This is a genomic window from Cupriavidus sp. JZ107, from assembly GCF_053903255.1.
This window is the reverse complement of record NZ_CP096481.1, coordinates 1,482,084-1,498,309: the sequence shown is the minus strand read 5'-3', so window position 1 is coordinate 1,498,309 and position 16,226 is coordinate 1,482,084. Positions and strand designations below refer to the sequence as shown.

Here is a 16,226-nt window from a genome sequence, read left to right as displayed (position 1 = left end):
TTTGCGGGCAGCGCGCAGTGTAAACGCTGCCCGCTGTGCACTTGGCGAGCCGCAAGGTAAAGTATGTAACCTTTTGTTAAGCCATTTTGACCCCTAGCGAGACTCGCTAAGATTAGCGCCATGGAAAATACCAGCCACAAGATTCTCGTCGTGGACGACGACCCCCGTCTCCGCGATCTGCTGCGCCGCTATCTCGGCGAGCAAGGCTTTACCGTGCTGGTCGCGGAAAACGCCACCGCCATGAACAAGCTCTGGCTGCGCGAGCGTTTCGACCTGCTCGTGCTCGATCTGATGATGCCGGGCGAAGACGGCCTGTCGATCTGCCGCCGTCTGCGCGGCGCCAACGACCAGACGCCGATCATCATGCTGACGGCCAAGGGCGAGGACGTGGACCGCATCGTCGGCCTGGAAATGGGCGCCGACGACTATCTGCCCAAGCCGTTCAATCCGCGCGAACTGATCGCGCGCATCCACGCGGTGCTGCGCCGCAAGGGCCCGGCCGAAGTGCCCGGCGCCCCGTCGGAAACGCCGGAGACCTTCGCCTTCGGCGACTTCGTGCTGAACCTGGCCACCCGCACGCTGACCAAGAACGACGAGGAAATCACGCTGACCACCGGCGAGTTCTCGGTGCTCAAGGTGTTCGCCCGCCATCCGCGCCAGCCGCTGTCGCGCGAGAAGCTGATGGAAATGGCGCGCGGCCGCGAATACGAAGTGTTCGACCGCAGCCTTGACGTGCAGATCTCGCGCCTGCGCAAGCTGATCGAACCCGATCCCGGCAATCCGCGTTTCATCCAGACCGTCTGGGGGCTGGGCTACGTCTTCATTCCCGATGGCGTGAAATAAGTCCCGGCCGTTATCGTGGCGACTGTGATCCGCCGCACGGCCACGCGTTTCTTCGGTTCGCTGTTCTGGCGGACCTTCATGCTGATCGCGCTGTTGCTGGCCATTTCGCTGGGCATCTGGTTCCAGAGCTACCGGCTGTTCGAACGCGCCCCGCGCGCGCAGCAGATCGCGATGCAGGTGGTCAGCGTGGTCAAGCTGACGCGCGCGGCCCTGCTCTATTCCGACCCCGCGCGGCGCCGCTTCCTGCTGCTGGACCTGGTGCAGAACGAAGGCATCAAGGTCTATCCGCGCGAGCGCGACGACGACTTCACCACGCCCACCGCGAATCCCTTCCTGACCCAGCTGGTGCAGCAGGAAATCCGCGGCCGGCTCGGCGGCGATACCGTGATCGCGACCACGGTCAACGACATTCCCGGCGTCTGGGTCAGCTTCGAGATCGAGGGCGACGACTACTGGGTCGCCATCAGCCCGGAGCGCTTCGAGCGCGTGCCGGGGCTGCAATGGCTGTGGTGGACCGTGGCCGCCCTGCTGCTGTCGATCTTCGGCGCGGCCTTCATCACCGCGCGGGTCAACCGGCCGCTCAAGCGGCTGGCCGATGCCGCGCGTGCGATCGGTTCGGGCGGCGATCCGCCGCCGCTGCCCGAGCGCGGCGCCAGCGAGGTCGCCCAGGCCAACCACAGCTTCAACCAGATGGTGCGCGACCTGCGCCAGCTGGACGATGATCGCGTGGTAATGCTGGCCGGCATCTCGCACGACCTGCGTACGCCGCTGACGCGGCTGCGGCTCGAGACCGAGATGTCCCCGGTCGACGACAGCACGCGCGAGGCGATGATCGCCGACATCGAGCAGATGGACGCGATCATCGGCCAGTTCCTGAACTATGCGCGGCCCGCGCAGGAGAGCAGCGAGCCGGTCGACCTGTCGTCGCTGGTGCGCGATGCGGTCAACGTCTATGCCGCGCACGATGACATCCGCATCCGCGTGCATGCGCCCGAGCCGGTGATGGCGATGGCTAACCGGATGGAGGTGCAGCGCATCCTCGACAACCTGGTCGAGAACGCGCGCCGCTATGCCAAGGATCCGGACAGCGGCATCGCCGAGGTCGACATCACCACGCGCAATCACGACAAGGAGGCGATGCTGGTGGTGGCCGATTGCGGCGACGGCGTGCCCGACGCCCAGCTGCCGCTGCTGACGCGGCCGTTCTACCGGCTCGACGCGGCGCGCAGCGAGGCCAAGGGCGCCGGGCTCGGCATGTCGATCGTCAACCGCATCATGCAGCGCAATGGCGGCCGCCTGGTGCTGACCAATCGTCCGGCGCCGGACAGCGGGCTGGTCGTCAGCGCGTGTTTCCGTCGCGCGTGAGGCGGGTCCGGAAGGCGCCCGAAACGCGCGGGAAGCGCACCTGAAACGCACCCGAAGTGCCCCGCGTCGCCGTTCCGTCTTCGCAATCGTGTATCGTTGCCGGATGGCCGCGAGCCGGCGCACCGCGCCGCTTCGCGCCGTCCCTTGCGGGTCCCTCGCCTATCGGGCTCTTTGAGATTTTCAATTAGCCGTGCCGAGCAGGATGCTGCATACTTCCCATTCGTTGCGCGGCATGCGCAAGGACCCGAGGAAGTCGTCTTCGACGATGGTCGTTTGTCATGCCGCGCTGGCGTCTGTTCAACCGTATCCAGGAGAAGTCCATGAAGACCGTTGGTGACAAGCTCGAACCGTTCCACGTCGTCGGTGTCAAGCCGGGTTTCAACGCCCACGAAGAAAACGGCCAGTCGGCCTTTGAAGACATCACCGAGAAGTCGTTCGAAGGCAAGTGGAAAATCATCTACTTCTACCCGAAGGACTTCACCTTCGTGTGCCCGACCGAGATCGTGGCCTTCGCCAAGCTGAACCAGGACTTCGCCGATCGCGACGCTGTCGTGCTGGGCGGCTCGACCGACAACGAGTTCGTCAAGCTGGCATGGCGCCGTGAACACAAGGACCTGAACAAGCTGAACTCGTGGCAGTTCGCCGATACCACCGGCTCGCTGGTCGACCAGCTGGGCGTGCGCGAGAAGGAAGCCGGCGTTGCGCTGCGCGCCACCTTCATCGTCGACCCGGACAACACGATCCAGCACGTGTCGGTCAACAACCTGAACGTCGGCCGTAACCCGGAAGAAGTGCTGCGCATTCTGGACGGCCTGCAGACCGACGAGCTGTGCCCGTGCAACCGCGCGGTCGGCGGCGCGACGCTGTAATTCGCGCGACGTCGATGTTGCCGGCGGCCCCGCCGCCGGCAACCGCGCCCCAGTGCGCACCGAAACCCGCTGACGCGGGTTTTTTCCGCCCAAAGCGATAGGAGAATTTGATGGAATTCCTTAATACGATCAAGAATCTCATTCCCGACTATGCGAAGGACATTCGCCTGAACCTGGACGGCACCATCGCACGCTCCTCGCTGGAGGGCAACGATGCCGTGGGCGTGGCGCTGGCCGCCGCCTTCGCCGCCAAGAGCAAGATCATCGTCGACGCGATCCGCAACGCCGGCGTGCTGTCGCCCGAAGAGCTGAACGGCGCGCTGACCGCGGCCGCGCTGATGGGCATGAACAATGTCTGGTATCCGTATGTCGAGATGGCGGCCGATCCCGATCTGGCCAGCCAGCCCGCGGGCCTGCGCATGAACGCGTATGCGACCCACGGCGGCGTCGACAAGCGCCGCTTCGAGATGTACGCGCTGGCCGCGTCGATCGTCGGCAAGTGCCATTTCTGCATCCGCTCGCACTACGAGCTGCTGAAGAACGAGCAAGGCATGACCTCGCAGCAGTTGCGCGATGTCGGCCGGATCGCGGCCGTGATCACCGCCGCGGCGAACGTGATCGCAGCCGAGTAAGGTCGGACCGCGAGTCCTGACCGGGTCCCGCGCACGCGGGCATCCCGGATGATCGATGGCCGCCCCGCGCGGCCATCGTCATTTCCGGCGCGCCGACGCCACCGCGCGTCCGCATTTCTCCGACTGCATTTGTGCACGGTCCGGCCTACAATCGAGGCAGATTCTGCTTCGCGGACCGTCCATGAGCCAACTGCCCTCGCCCTCCTCGCCGCATTTCCACTATCGCCTCGCCACCGCTTCGGACTGGGGCCAGATCGCCGCGGTCACGCAGGAAGCGTATGCGCAGTACGAGCTCGAGATCATGGAAGACTGCCGCGCGTCGTTCCAGCAGGGCATGCGTTCGGTGCTCGCGACCAAAACGTCCGACATGGAATGGTGGGTCGCCGAGGCCGATCACGGCATCAGCGGCGCGGTGCTGTTCTGCCATCCGGGCGCGACGCTGCAGGCGCTGGACGGCAGCACGGTGACACTGGCCCTGCCCGAGGCGCGACTGCTGTCAGTCAGCCCGCAGGCACGCGGGCTGGGGCTCGGGCGGACGCTGATGCAGATCTGCATCGAGCGTGCGCGCGATATCGGCGCGCAGGCGCTGGTGGTGCGCACGATGCCGGAAATGGGTGCCGCCAACCGCCTGTGCCAGCAGATGGGCTTCGTCAAGCGGACCGAGGCCGGGGCGCGTTCGGGGCCGCTGGAACGGTTGGTCGACTACGTCTACGCGATCGAGCCGAAGGAAGCCGACGCGCCGCAGCCGGGCCTGTAGCGGCACGCATCGCGCCGAAACCACGACGCCGCGCTCTCGCCGCGCTCTCGCCGCGCTCTCGACGCGCTCTCGACGCGCTCTCGACGCGCCGGCGCTCAGTCCTGCGGCGCGACGATCGCGCCGCGCCACAGCAGCACCACCGCCTGCGCGACAATCCCCTCCTGGCGCCCTTCGAAGCCCAGCTTCTCGTTGGTCTTGGCCTTGACGTTGCAGCGGCCGGCCGCGATGCCCAGATCCTCGGCCAGATTGGCCACCATCGCGCCAATATGCGGCGCCAGCTTCGGCGCCTGGGCGATCACCGTCGCATCGACATTGCCGACCTCATAGCCGGCCTCGCGCACTCGTCGCACCGCCTCGCGCAGCAGCGCGCGGCTGTCGGCGCCGGCAAAGGTGGGATCGGTATCGGGGAAATGCCTGCCGATATCGCCCAGGCCCGCGGCACCGAACAAGGCGTCGGTGATCGCATGCAGCAAGGCATCGGCATCGGAATGGCCGAGCAGGCCGCGGTCGTGAGGAATCTCCACGCCGCCGAGCACCAGCTTGCGGCCCGGCACCAGCGCGTGCACGTCGTAGCCTTGTCCCACGCGGATATCGAAGGGCATCATCGCGATCGGTCTCCAGAATAACCAGAAGAAGCGGCGGCGGACGGGCCGCCGAGCAGGACTTCGGCCAGCCCGAAGTCCTCGGGATAGGTCACCTTGAAATTGCGCAGCGAGCCGTTGACCAGCCGTGGCTTCAGGCCGAGCCGCTCGATCGCGCTAGCCTCGTCGGTCACGACCGCGCCGCTGACAAGCGCGTCTTCCAGCGCCTGGCGCAGAACGCCGACGCGGAACATCTGCGGGGTCTGCGCCTGCCACAACCCTTCGCGCGGCACCGTGCCGCCGATGCGGGACGGCTGCGAGGGATGCAGCGGTTCCGCCTCGGCACGCTTGAGCGTGTCGGGTACCGGCACCGCCAGGATGCCGCCGATCGCCGCGTCGGGCCCATCGCCATCGTCCCCTTCGACCGCGCGGATCAGCGTATCGATCATCAGCGGCGTCAGGCCGGGGCGGGCGGCGTCGTGGACCAGCACCCAGTCCTGATCCTCGGCGCCCAGCTGGACCAGATGTCGCAGCCCGTTCAGCACCGATTCATGGCGCGACTGGCCGCCGACGAAGGCCGTATCGAAGCGCAATCCGGCAAAGGCCGCCGAGCCGAAGCGCGCCTCCAGCGGCAGGTCGTCGGGCGCCAGCACCAGCGCGGTGGCGCTGATCGACTCGCACGCCGAGAACGCGGCGAGCGCGTACCAGATCATCGGATGGCCGGCCAGCTCGCGATATTGCTTGGGCAGGCCCGCGCCCGCACGGCTGCCGCTGCCGGCACAGGGAATCAGGGCAAATCGTCGTTCGGACATGCGGCGGACTGGCGGAACAAGGCGGATAACGCGGATAACGGAATGGGGCGGCACCAATTGGGCCACCGACTGCGGCACCGACTGCGCCACCGAAGGCCGCATCAAAGCGGCACCCGATGGCCGGGCGCTGCGCATTCTATAATACGACCCTCTTCTCGACACCCCCGCCCGCGCTGCCGGCGGGGCGTCGTCGTTTGATCCGAACCGCTTTTATGTCCGACGCCAACTCGCTTTCCGCGCTTCCCGTTTCCACTCAGCTACCGCTGATCAAGGCGGGCCAGCGCCACCAGATCGCCGGCCTGCACGGCTCGGCCGATGCGCTGGCGCTGGCCGCCTATGCCCGCGCGCATCACGACAAGGGGCAGATGCCGATGCTGGCGGTGATCTGCGCCAACGCGGTCGACGCGCAGCGGCTGGCCGACGAGATCCCGTGGTTCGCGCCGGAGCTGCGCGTGCGCGTGCTGCCCGACTGGGAGACGCTGCCTTACGACAGTTTCTCGCCGCACCAGGACCTGGTGTCCGAACGCCTCGCGACGCTGCACGATATCCAGACGGGCCAGTGCGACGTGATGCTGGTGCCCGCGCAGACCGCGCTGTACCGGCTCGCGCCGCCGGCCTTCCTGGCCGCCTACACGTTCTTCTTCAAGCAGGGCGAACGCCTCGACGAGGCCGCGCTGAAGGCGCAGTTCACGCTGGCCGGCTACGAACACGTCAGCGCGGTGATGCGGCCCGGCGAATACAGCGTGCGCGGCGGCCTGATCGACCTGTTCCCGATGGGCTCGGCGCTGCCCTACCGGATCGACCTGTTCGGCGACGAGATCGAGACGATCCGCGCGTTCGATCCGGACACGCAGCGCAGCCTGTATCCGGTCAAGGAGGTGCGCCTGCTGCCCGGCCGCGAGTTTCCGCTGGACGAGGCCGCGCGCACCGCGTTCCGCGGCCGCTGGCGCGAGGTGTTCGAGGGCGACCCGAGCAAGTCGCCAATCTACAAGGACATCGGCAACGGCGTGCCGTCGGCCGGGATCGAGTACTACCTGCCGCTGTTCTTCGAGTCGGCCGCGACGCTGTTCGACTACCTGCCGGCCGGCACGCAGCTGGCCTATGTCGGCGCGATCGACGACGCGATCCGCCGCTTCTGGACCGATACGCAGCAGCGCTACGACTTCATGCGGCACGACCGCGAACGGCCGCTGCTGCCGCCCGCGCAGCTGTTCCTGAACGAAGAGCAGTTCTTTACCGCCGCCAAGCCGCTGGCGCGGCTGGTGCTGCAGCAGGGCCCGGCCGGCGCCGATGCAGCGCCGCTGTCGGCCGCGCTGCCCGACGTCTCGGTCAATCGCCGCGCCGAGGACCCGCTGGTCAACCTGGAGGCGCTGCTGCTGCGCAAGCAGGCACGCGTGCTGATGTGCGCCGACTCGGCGGGCCGCCGCGAGACGCTGCTGCAGCTGTTCGCCGACAGCGGCCTGCGTCCGCACCCGGTCGAGGACTGCGCGGCCTTCCTCGCCAGCGACGCGACGTTCGCGATCGCGGTGGCACCGCTGCAGAGCGGCTTCGTGCTGCCCGGTGCCGACGGCCATCCCGATCTCGCCTTCGTCACCGAGGCCGAGCTCTATGCGAATACCGCGCGCCGCGCCGGCCGCCGCAAGCAGGAGCAGGCCAGCAGCGTCGACGCGATGGTGCGCGACCTGGCCGAGCTGAAGATCGGCGATCCGGTCGTACACAGCGAGCACGGCATCGGCCGCTACCAGGGCCTGGTCACGCTCGACATGGGCCAGGGCGATGAGGAATTCCTGCATCTGGACTACGACAAGGGCAGCAAGTTGTATGTGCCGGTCCACCAGCTGCATGTGATCTCGCGCTATTCGGGCGCCGACCCGGAGACCGCGCCGCTGCATTCGCTCGGTTCGGGCCAGTGGGAACGCGCCAAGCGCCGCGCCGCGCAGCAGATCCGCGATACCGCCGCCGAGCTGCTGAACCTGTACGCGCGCCGCGCGCTGCGCGAAGGCCATGCGTTCGCGCTGTCGCCGAAGGACTACGAGACCTTCGCCGAGAGCTTCGGCTTCGAGGAGACGCCGGACCAGGCCGCGGCGATCGCGGCGGTGATCGCCGACATGACCTCGGGCAAGCCGATGGACCGGCTGGTCTGCGGCGACGTCGGCTTCGGCAAGACCGAGGTGGCGCTGCGCGCGGCCTTCGTCGCGGTGATGGGCGGCAAGCAGGTCGCGATGCTGGCGCCGACCACGCTGCTGGCCGAGCAGCATTTCCAGACGCTGTCGGACCGCTTCGCCGACTGGCCGGTGCGCATCGTCGAGCTGTCGCGCTTCAAGACGAAGAAGGAGGTCGAGGCCGCGATCAAGCAGATCAACGACGGCACCGTCGACATCGTGATCGGCACGCACAAGCTGCTGTCCGACGACGTGCGCTTCCAGCGGCTGGGCCTGGTCATCATCGACGAGGAGCATCGCTTCGGCGTGCGACAGAAGGAGGCGTTGAAGACCCTGCGCGCCGAGGTCGACGTGCTGACGCTGACCGCGACGCCGATCCCGCGCACGCTCGGCATGGCGCTCGAAGGACTGCGCGACTTCTCGGTGATCGCCACCGCGCCGCAGAAGCGGCTGGCGATCAAGACGTTCGTGCGGCGCGAGGAAGACGGCGTGCTGCGCGAGGCGATCCTGCGCGAGCTCAAGCGTGGCGGCCAGGTCTACTTCCTGCACAACGAGGTCGAGACCATCGAGAACAAGCGCGCGCGGCTGGCCGAGCTGGTGCCAGAGGCCCGCATCGCGGTCGCGCACGGACAGATGCACGAGCGCGAGCTCGAGCGTGTGATGCGCGATTTCGTCGCGCGGCGCGCCAATATCCTGCTGTGCACGACGATCATCGAGACCGGCATCGACGTGCCGTCCGCCAACACGATCCTGATCCACCGCGCCGACAAGTTCGGCCTGGCGCAGCTGCACCAGCTGCGCGGCCGCGTCGGCCGCTCGCATCACCAGGCCTATGCCTATCTGCTGGTGCACGATCCGGAAGGCTTGACCAAGCAGGCACAGCGGCGGCTCGAGGCGATCCAGCAGATGGAGGAACTGGGCTCGGGCTTCTACCTGGCGATGCACGACCTCGAGATCCGCGGCGCCGGCGAGGTGCTGGGCGACAAGCAGTCGGGCGAGATCCACGAGATCGGCTTCCAGCTGTACACCGACATGCTGAACGCCGCGGTCAAGGCGCTGAAGGCCGGCAAGGAGCCGGACCTGATGGCGCCGCTGGCGGCCACCACCGAGATCAACCTGGGCACGCCGGCGCTGCTGCCGAACGACTACTGCACCGACGTGCACGAGCGGCTGTCGCTGTACAAACGGCTGGCCAACTGCGAGCGGCCCGAGCAGGTCGACGACATCCACGAGGAACTGGTCGACCGCTTCGGCCGCCCACCGGCGCAGGCGCAGGCGCTGATCGAGACGCACCGGCTGCGCATCGCCGCGGTGCCGCTGGGCGTGCGCAAGATCGACGCCGGCGAGGCCTCGATCAGCGTGCAGTTCGTGCCCAACCCGCCGATCGACGCGATCCGCATCATCGACCTGGTGCAGAAGAACCGGCATATCAAGCTGGCCGGCCAGGACAAGCTGCGCATCGAGGCGAAGATGCCGGACGTGGCGGTGCGCGCGCAGACGATCAAGCAGACGCTGCGGCAGCTGGCTTGAGCGGATGATGGGCTGTGGGATGACGGGCGGCGGTTGCCCTGTCCCCCACCCTCTCCCGTAAGGCGGGAGAGGGAAGCGTCCTGCCTGCAATCGGGCGCAGGAGTTCTGCAGCGAAGGCCGCAGCTGAAGCGCTCGCGTTCGGCCCCCTCTCCCGCTTGCGGGAGAGGGTTGGGGAGAGGGCCGCCCACTGGGCAAAGTGGACCCCACCACATATCCGGGTGTAGGATCGGACATCCAACAGCGTGATCCTGCCGCATGCCTGCCCATACCCCTGCCCCCGCCGACGCCCTCGCCGATGCCCCCGAACACTCCGCCCTCGACTGGACCCGCCGGCTGATCGAGTTCGACACCACCAGCCGCGAGTCCAATCTCGGCCTGATCGAAACGGTGCGCGACCACTTCGTCGCGCAAGGCCTGAAGCCCCACCTGAGCTACAACCCGCAGCGCAACAAGGCCAATCTGCATGTCATCGTGCCCGCCGCCGACGGCAGCGAGCAGCGCGGCATCGTGCTGTCCGGGCATACCGACGTGGTACCGGTGGACGGCCAGGACTGGAGCACCGATCCGTTCCGGCCCGCGCTGCGCGACGGCCGGCTGTACGGCCGCGGCGCCTGCGACATGAAGGGCTTCATCGGCACCAGCCTGGCGCTGCTGCCCACGCTGCTGCAGGCGCGGCTGCGCGAACCGGTGCACTACGCGCTGTCGTTCGACGAGGAAGTCGGCTGCATGGGCGCCCCCTATCTGATCGACGACCTGCGCGAGCGCGGCATCCAGCCCGCGGGCTGCATCGTCGGCGAGCCGACCAGCATGCGCGTGATCGTCGCGCACAAGGGCATCAACGCCTATCGCTGCTGCGTCAAGGGCCAGGCCGCGCATTCCTCGCTGACCCCGCGCGGCGTCAATGCGATCGAATACGCGGCGCGGCTGATCTGCTTCATCCGCGACCTCGCCGACGAGTTCCGCGCCAAGGGGCCCTACGACGATGCGTTCGACGTGCCCTTCACCACCGCGTCGACCGGCACGATCCAGGGCGGCATCGCGCTGAACACGATTCCCGCGCTGTGCGAGTTCGTGTTCGAGTACCGCAACCTGCCGGGCGTCGATCCGGAAGCGATCCGCGCGCGCATCGAGGCCTATGCCAACGATGTGCTGCTGCCGCGCATGCGCGCCGAGCATGCCGACGCGGACCTGAGCATCACGCGGATCGCCGCGGCACCGGCGCTCGACGCCGCCGAGCGCGATGCGATCACGCAGTTGGTGCGCGCGCTGACCGGCGACAACGCGATCAGCAAGGTGGCCTACGCCACCGAGGGCGGCCTGTTCCAGCGCGCCGGCATCCCGGCCGTGGTCTGCGGCCCCGGCGACATCCAGCAGGCCCACAAGGCCGACGAGTTCGTCGCGCTGGAGCAGCTCGCGCAATGCGAGGCCTTCCTGCACAAGGTCGTCGACAGCCTTCGCCTCGCGGCCTGACGGCTCCCGTCCAACGCCAGGACACCGAAGACACCAGTCCCCGGAAGCGCATCGCGCTTCCTCACCGATGGCCTGAACGGCCGGGCCGCGCATGGTCCGGCCGGATCGACAAGGGGCACGCAGAGGCCCCGTTGCAGCATGCACCGCAACACCAACCACAACGACACCAAAGGAGAACTCGACATGGCAGCACGCCGCTCCCCCGCTCCCGCCCGCACCCAACGCTTGCTGACGCTGCCAGCCGCCCTCTCGGCGCTGGCAGCGGCCACCGGCCTGCTGTGCGGCTCGGCCCTGCTTTCGCCGTCAATGGCGCAGACCGCATCGCCGGCCCCGTCTTCAAACACGGCAAGCGCGACAAGCACCGGCGACCCTGCGCTGCACGCGCAGATCGAGACGCGCGCCAAGGCCGCCGAGGCGCGGCTGATCGCCTGGCGGCGCGACATCCACCAGCATCCGGAGCTCGGCAACTACGAGACGCGCACCGCGAAGCTGGTCGCCGACCATCTGCGCAAGCTCGGCATGGACGTCAAGACCGGCGTCGCCAAGACCGGCGTGGTGGGCCTGCTCAAGGGCGGCAAGCCGGGACCGGTGGTGGCGCTGCGCGCCGACATGGACGCGCTGCCGGTCAAGGAGCGCGTCGACGTGCCGTTCGCCTCGAAGGCCAAGGGCAAGTACCTCGGCAAGGAGGTCGACGTGATGCACGCCTGCGGCCACGACACCCACGTCGCGATCCTGATGGCGACCGCCGAGGTGCTGGCCGGCATGAAGGACCAGCTGCCCGGCACCGTCAAGTTCATCTTCCAGCCGGCCGAGGAAAGCCCGGCCGATATCGAGCCGGACGGCACCAATATCTGGGGCGCCAAGCAGATGGTGGCCGAGGGCGTGCTGGAGAACCCGAAGGTCGATGCGATCTTCGGCCTGCATGTCAGCAGCGGCATCGAGTCGGGCAAGCTGGCCTGGCGCAGCGGTCCGGCGATGGCCGCGGCCGACCAGTTCTGGATCGACGTCAAGGGCCGCCAGACCCATGGCGCGCGCCCGTGGGGTGGCATCGACCCGATCGTGGTGTCGTCGCAGATCGTGCTCGGTCTGCAGACCATCCAGAGCCGGCAGGTCAATGCGATGCTGGAGCCGTCGGTGATCACGGTCGGCACGATCCACGGCGGCAACCGGATGAACATCGTGCCCGAGAAGGTCGAGATGATGGGCACGATCCGGACCTACGACGAAGGCATGAAGAAGGACATCCATGCGCGGATGAAGCGCACCACCGAGTCGATCGCGGCCAGTTCCGGCGCCGAGGCGACCTTCCGCGTGGTCGAGCTGTACAACGCGACCGTCAACCAGCCCGCGCTGACCGAGAAGATGGCGCCGACGCTCAAGCGCGTGGCCGGCGACGGCAACTGGATGCTGGCGCCCAAGGCCACCGCGTCGGAGGACTTCTCGTTCTACCAGGAAAAGGTGCCGGGCCTGTTCTTCAATCTCGGCGTGACGCCGAAGGGCACCGATGTCACCAAGGCGCCGTCGAACCACTCGCCGGAGTTCTACGTCGATGAGCCGGCGCTGATCCATGGCGTGCGGGCGCTGTCGAACCTGACGGTCGACTACATGACCATGGCGCAGCGCTGATCGGCATGGCGCAGGGACAGGCGCGGGACGATTACAATAGCGTCCTTTCACCGCCGCCCCTGCCCCGGCACCGTCGGCCCCGCGCGTTCCTGTCGCCCCCCGCGCACGCGGGGGCCCAGCGGCCTCCTGGCCGCTGCCGGTTCAACAAGCCGCTGGGTCCCCGCCTTCGCGGGGACGACGCAAGACTTGATTTCCCATGCCCCTGATCGTCCAAAGCCTCCAACCCATCGCCCCTCAGGATATCGACGCGCTGCGTTCGCTTGCCGACGCGCCCGGCCTGAGCCTGCGCGGCGACACCGTCGCCACCGCCGAGGCCTGCGCGCCGCTCGACGACCGGCTGCGCGATGCGCTGGAGGCGTTTTGCGAGCCGCGCCGGCTCGACTGGGCGGTGCTGCCGACGCACCGGAAGCTGTCCGACTTCCGGCTGGTGGCGATGGACATGGATTCGACGCTGATCACGATCGAGTGTATCGACGAGATCGCCGATTTCTGCGGGCTGAAGGCCGAGGTCTCGGCGATCACCGAGGCCGCGATGCGCGGCGAGATCACCGACTTCAACGAAAGCCTGCGGCGCCGCGTCGCGCTGCTGAAGGGTCTCGACGCCAGCGTGCTGGACCGCGTCTACGAGGAACGGCTGCGGCTGTCGCCGGGCGCGGAGCGGATGCTGCAGGCCGCGCGCGCCGCGGGCCTGCGGACGCTGCTGGTATCGGGCGGCTTCGTGCACTTCACCGAGAAGCTCAAGGCCCGGCTGGGCCTGGACTTCACCCGCGCCAATACGCTCGAGATCGTCGACGGCAAGCTGACCGGCCGCGTCGAAGGCGAGATCGTCAATGCCGAGGTCAAGGCCCGCACCGTGCGCGAGACCTGCGAAGCGATCGGCGCCGACCCGCGCCAGGCCATCGTGATGGGCGACGGCTCCAACGACCTGAAGATGATGGCGATCGCCGGCCTGTCGGTCGCCTTCCGCGCCAAGCCGGTGGTACGCGCGCAGGCCAGCGTGGCGTTCAACCATGTCGGACTCGATGGGTTGTTGAATCTGTTCGCGGGTTGACGCTTCTCGGCGGGCTTCGCTGCCGGCCAGCCTGGCGTCTGTAGTTCTCCCAGGCCGCATTGCCCTCTCCCCAACCCTCTCCCGCAAGCGGGAGAGGGAGAACGCCGTTGGTGTCGGCGAACCGATCTCGTGTCCGTAACACTCCCCGCCTGCGCCAACCGGCTCCCCTCTCCCGCTTGCGGGAGAGGGGCTGGGGGAGAGGGCAAGCCGCCCCTCTCACCCGACTATCAATACATTGCAAACAATATCAATAACTTGCATCGTCAAATACGAATCATTACCATTTGTGTTTTGAATTCGGTAACAAAATATTGGCGATGCAACTCTTTGCCGCTCTACTCGGCCTGGCGGGCGCTGCCTGCCTGTATCTGGCCGGTCCCAACCAGGTGCTGCTGCGCCAGCCTTCCCAACGCCGGATGATGGTTTGGCTCGGCGTCGTGCTGACCTCGGCCGGTGCGGTCGGCTGGTCGGCCGAGCACAGCTGGCCCTCCTCCATCGCCGCGACGCTGGCCACGCTCGGCACCGGCCTGTCGCTGTGGCCCTTTCTCGGCTGTTATCTGCACAAGCGCCGCGGCGGCGAGGAGGCGGCATGAACGGCGGCATCGGCACCAAATGGCTGGCCGGCACGCTGCTCGGCTTTCCGCTGTCGCTGGCGGTCTGCACGCTGGCCATCCTGTGGCTGCCGGGCGGCTGGCAGAGCGGCATCATCGGCGCGGTGACCGCCAGCCTGCCGCTATGGGTCGCGATCATCAGCACCAGCCTGCTGTTTTCCAGCAGCCGCGCCGCCTGGCTCTGGCTGGGCGCGGCCAACCTGATCTGTTTCGGTGCGTTGTGGGGATGGCGGCTGATGGCCGTGCCCGGCGCGGCCGCGTAAGGAGTCCCCCATGAAGGCTGCAACGCTGCGCGTTTATCAGACGCTGCATACCTGGGTCGGCCTGATGGCCGGCTGGGCCCTGTTCATCGCGTTCTTCGCCGGCGCGATCACCGTGTTCCACCACGAGCTGCACGAGTGGCAGTCGCCGGCGCGTATCCGCGGCGAGACCCACGCCGCCGCCAAGTCCTCGCCCGAGGACCTGGACCGCTTCGTCGCCACGCTGGTCAAGGCCCATCCCGAGGCGGCGGCCAGCGTCTATATCGGCCTGCCGACCGAAGGCGAGCCGCACACCACCGCCTACTGGATGGACGCCAAGGGCGAGTGGCAGACCACCAACGAGGAAAAGCTCGGCGCCGGACGCACCTCGCCACAGGACACCTCGCTGGACGGCGTCCGCGGCGAGCTGTCGAACTTCCTGAACGCGCTGCACTACACGCTGGGCCTGCCGATGCAGGTCGGCATGCATTTCATGGGCGTGGTGTCGGTGCTATACGGGCTGGCGCTCGTTTCCGGCGTGCTGCTGCACCTGCCGCGGCTGAAGAAGGACCTGTTCGCCGTGCGCCCGGGCCGCAACCTGAAGCGCTTCTGGATGGACGCGCACAACGTGATCGGCCTGTTCAGCCTGCCCTTCCACTTGGTCATCGCGATCACAGGCGCGCTGTTCTGCGTGTCGATGACGCTGGCGATGGCCTTCAACGTGCTGACCTTCGACGGCAAGCTGATGTCGGCGCTGCCGACCGCGATGTCGTCGGTGCCCGAGGTGCAGGCGGCCGGCAAGCCGGCCCCGCTGATGCCGGCACGCGAACTGATCGAGATCGCGCAGCGCACCGCCGGCGAGGGCTTCAAGCCCAATTCGGTGCGCTACCAGCGCGTCGGCGACGCCAATGCGCTGATCGAGGTGCGCGGCGACAGCGAGCGCGCGCTCGGCAACTTCGGCTCGGTCGGCATCCACGCCGCCGCGGGCCAGCCCGACAGCGGCCGCGTGATCGCCAACCAGACCGCCAGCGGCCGCGACGCGAACCACGGCCTGTACAGCGCGCTGTTCGCGCTGCATTTCGGCACCTACGGCGACCTGGCCCTGCGGCTGGTCTATCTGATCGCCGGGCTGGCCGGGGCCTTCCTGTTCTACTCGGGCAATCTGCTGTGGATCGAGTCGCGGCGCAAGGCGCGCCAGGCCGAGCAGCCGCGCGTGCACCGGCTGCTGGCGCAGGCGACCGTCGGCGTCTGCATCGGCTGCTGCGTCGGCGTGGCGGTGGCCTTCACCGGCGCGCTGCTGTGGCCCGAGCGCCCGTCGTCGTTCGTCTACTTCCCGGTGTTCTTCGCCGCGCTGGCGTGGGCACTGCTGCGCCCGCCGGTGCGCGCGGCAATCGAGCTGCTGTACGCGGCGGCGCTTGCCTATCTGGTGGTGCCGGTGGCCAACGCGATCCTGACCGGCGACCATCTGCTGCGCAGCGTGCAGCACGGCGAATGGGCCGTGGCGGGCTTCGACATCGGCGCGCTGGTGTTCGCGGTGGGCTTCGTCGCGCTGGCGCGCGCCACGCAGCGCCGCGCCCGCACCGGCCCGGCGGACTCGGTATGGGCGCCGCGCCCGAGCCGCGGCGATCCCGGGCCGTCGGCGCCGCCCGTGGTCGACACGCCGTAATTCCCTTCGCGC

The 16,226-nt window shown here is 68.2% G+C and carries 14 protein-coding genes; 12 read left to right on the top strand and 2 right to left on the bottom strand.

Annotation, left to right across the window (positions count from 1 at the left end):
- Window positions 1–120: 120 nt before the first annotated feature.
- From ompR to M1D55_RS16220, 5 genes are all read left to right on the top strand, one after another.
- A complete protein-coding gene (gene ompR, locus M1D55_RS16240; protein WP_006576352.1) occupies window positions 121–843 on the top strand; it encodes an osmolarity response regulator transcription factor OmpR in 723 nt (240 codons plus the stop codon).
- Window positions 844–858: 15 nt separating this feature from the next.
- The gene (locus tag M1D55_RS16235) at window positions 859–2,208 is read left to right on the top strand and encodes an ATP-binding protein (protein ID WP_006576351.1); all 1,350 of its coding nucleotides are present in this window, start codon (window positions 859–861) and stop codon (window positions 2,206–2,208) included.
- A gap of 320 nt (window positions 2,209–2,528) precedes the next feature.
- Window positions 2,529–3,077, top strand: a complete 549-nt coding sequence (locus M1D55_RS16230) for a peroxiredoxin (RefSeq protein ID WP_006576350.1) — start codon at window positions 2,529–2,531, stop codon at window positions 3,075–3,077.
- Window positions 3,078–3,187: 110 nt separating this feature from the next.
- Window positions 3,188–3,709 carry a carboxymuconolactone decarboxylase family protein gene (locus tag M1D55_RS16225; protein WP_006576349.1) on the top strand — a complete coding sequence of 174 codons (522 nt, stop codon included), beginning with the start codon at window positions 3,188–3,190 and terminating at the stop codon, window positions 3,707–3,709.
- 181 nt (window positions 3,710–3,890) lie between these two features.
- Window positions 3,891–4,466: a GNAT family N-acetyltransferase gene (locus tag M1D55_RS16220; protein ID WP_064573347.1), complete on the top strand. Its 576-nt coding sequence runs from the start codon at window positions 3,891–3,893 to the stop codon at window positions 4,464–4,466.
- 95 nt (window positions 4,467–4,561) lie between these two features.
- On the opposite strand, the gene ispF is transcribed toward M1D55_RS16220, so the two are convergent.
- Together ispF and ispD are read right to left on the bottom strand one after the other, a co-directional pair.
- Entirely contained in the window at window positions 4,562–5,071 is a 510-nt protein-coding gene (gene ispF, locus M1D55_RS16215; protein WP_456282597.1) for a 2-C-methyl-D-erythritol 2,4-cyclodiphosphate synthase, read from the bottom strand.
- The gene (gene ispD / locus M1D55_RS16210) at window positions 5,068–5,859 is read right to left on the bottom strand and encodes a 2-C-methyl-D-erythritol 4-phosphate cytidylyltransferase (protein WP_456282596.1); all 792 of its coding nucleotides are present in this window, start codon (window positions 5,857–5,859) and stop codon (window positions 5,068–5,070) included. Before ispD ends, ispF begins: the two co-directional genes overlap by 4 nt.
- Before the next feature lie 116 nt (window positions 5,860–5,975).
- On the opposite strand from ispD, the gene mfd reads away from it, so the two are divergent.
- The 7 genes from mfd to M1D55_RS16175 all read left to right on the top strand — a co-directional run bounded on the left by mfd (window position 5,976) and on the right by M1D55_RS16175 (window position 16,214).
- Window positions 5,976–9,551, top strand: a complete 3,576-nt coding sequence (mfd, locus tag M1D55_RS16205) for a transcription-repair coupling factor (RefSeq protein ID WP_156526377.1) — start codon at window positions 5,976–5,978, stop codon at window positions 9,549–9,551.
- A gap of 255 nt (window positions 9,552–9,806) precedes the next feature.
- A complete protein-coding gene (gene argE / locus M1D55_RS16200; protein ID WP_064573343.1) occupies window positions 9,807–11,021 on the top strand; it encodes an acetylornithine deacetylase in 1,215 nt (404 codons plus the stop codon).
- A gap of 183 nt (window positions 11,022–11,204) precedes the next feature.
- Entirely contained in the window at window positions 11,205–12,647 is a 1,443-nt protein-coding gene (locus M1D55_RS16195) for an amidohydrolase (protein WP_456282595.1), read from the top strand.
- A 196-nt stretch (window positions 12,648–12,843) separates the two neighbouring features.
- Window positions 12,844–13,698 carry a phosphoserine phosphatase SerB gene (gene serB, locus M1D55_RS16190; RefSeq protein ID WP_456282594.1) on the top strand — a complete coding sequence of 285 codons (855 nt, stop codon included), beginning with the start codon at window positions 12,844–12,846 and terminating at the stop codon, window positions 13,696–13,698.
- A 317-nt stretch (window positions 13,699–14,015) separates the two neighbouring features.
- Entirely contained in the window at window positions 14,016–14,291 is a 276-nt protein-coding gene (locus M1D55_RS16185) for a hypothetical protein (RefSeq protein ID WP_456282593.1), read from the top strand.
- Window positions 14,288–14,572 carry a hypothetical protein gene (locus M1D55_RS16180; RefSeq protein ID WP_006576342.1) on the top strand — a complete coding sequence of 95 codons (285 nt, stop codon included), beginning with the start codon at window positions 14,288–14,290 and terminating at the stop codon, window positions 14,570–14,572. The genes M1D55_RS16185 and M1D55_RS16180 overlap by 4 nt, the downstream gene beginning before the upstream one ends.
- Before the next feature lie 10 nt (window positions 14,573–14,582).
- Complete coding sequence (locus M1D55_RS16175; RefSeq protein ID WP_456282592.1) at window positions 14,583–16,214, top strand: PepSY-associated TM helix domain-containing protein; 1,632 nt, start codon at window positions 14,583–14,585, stop codon at window positions 16,212–16,214.
- Window positions 16,215–16,226 lie beyond the last annotated feature (12 nt).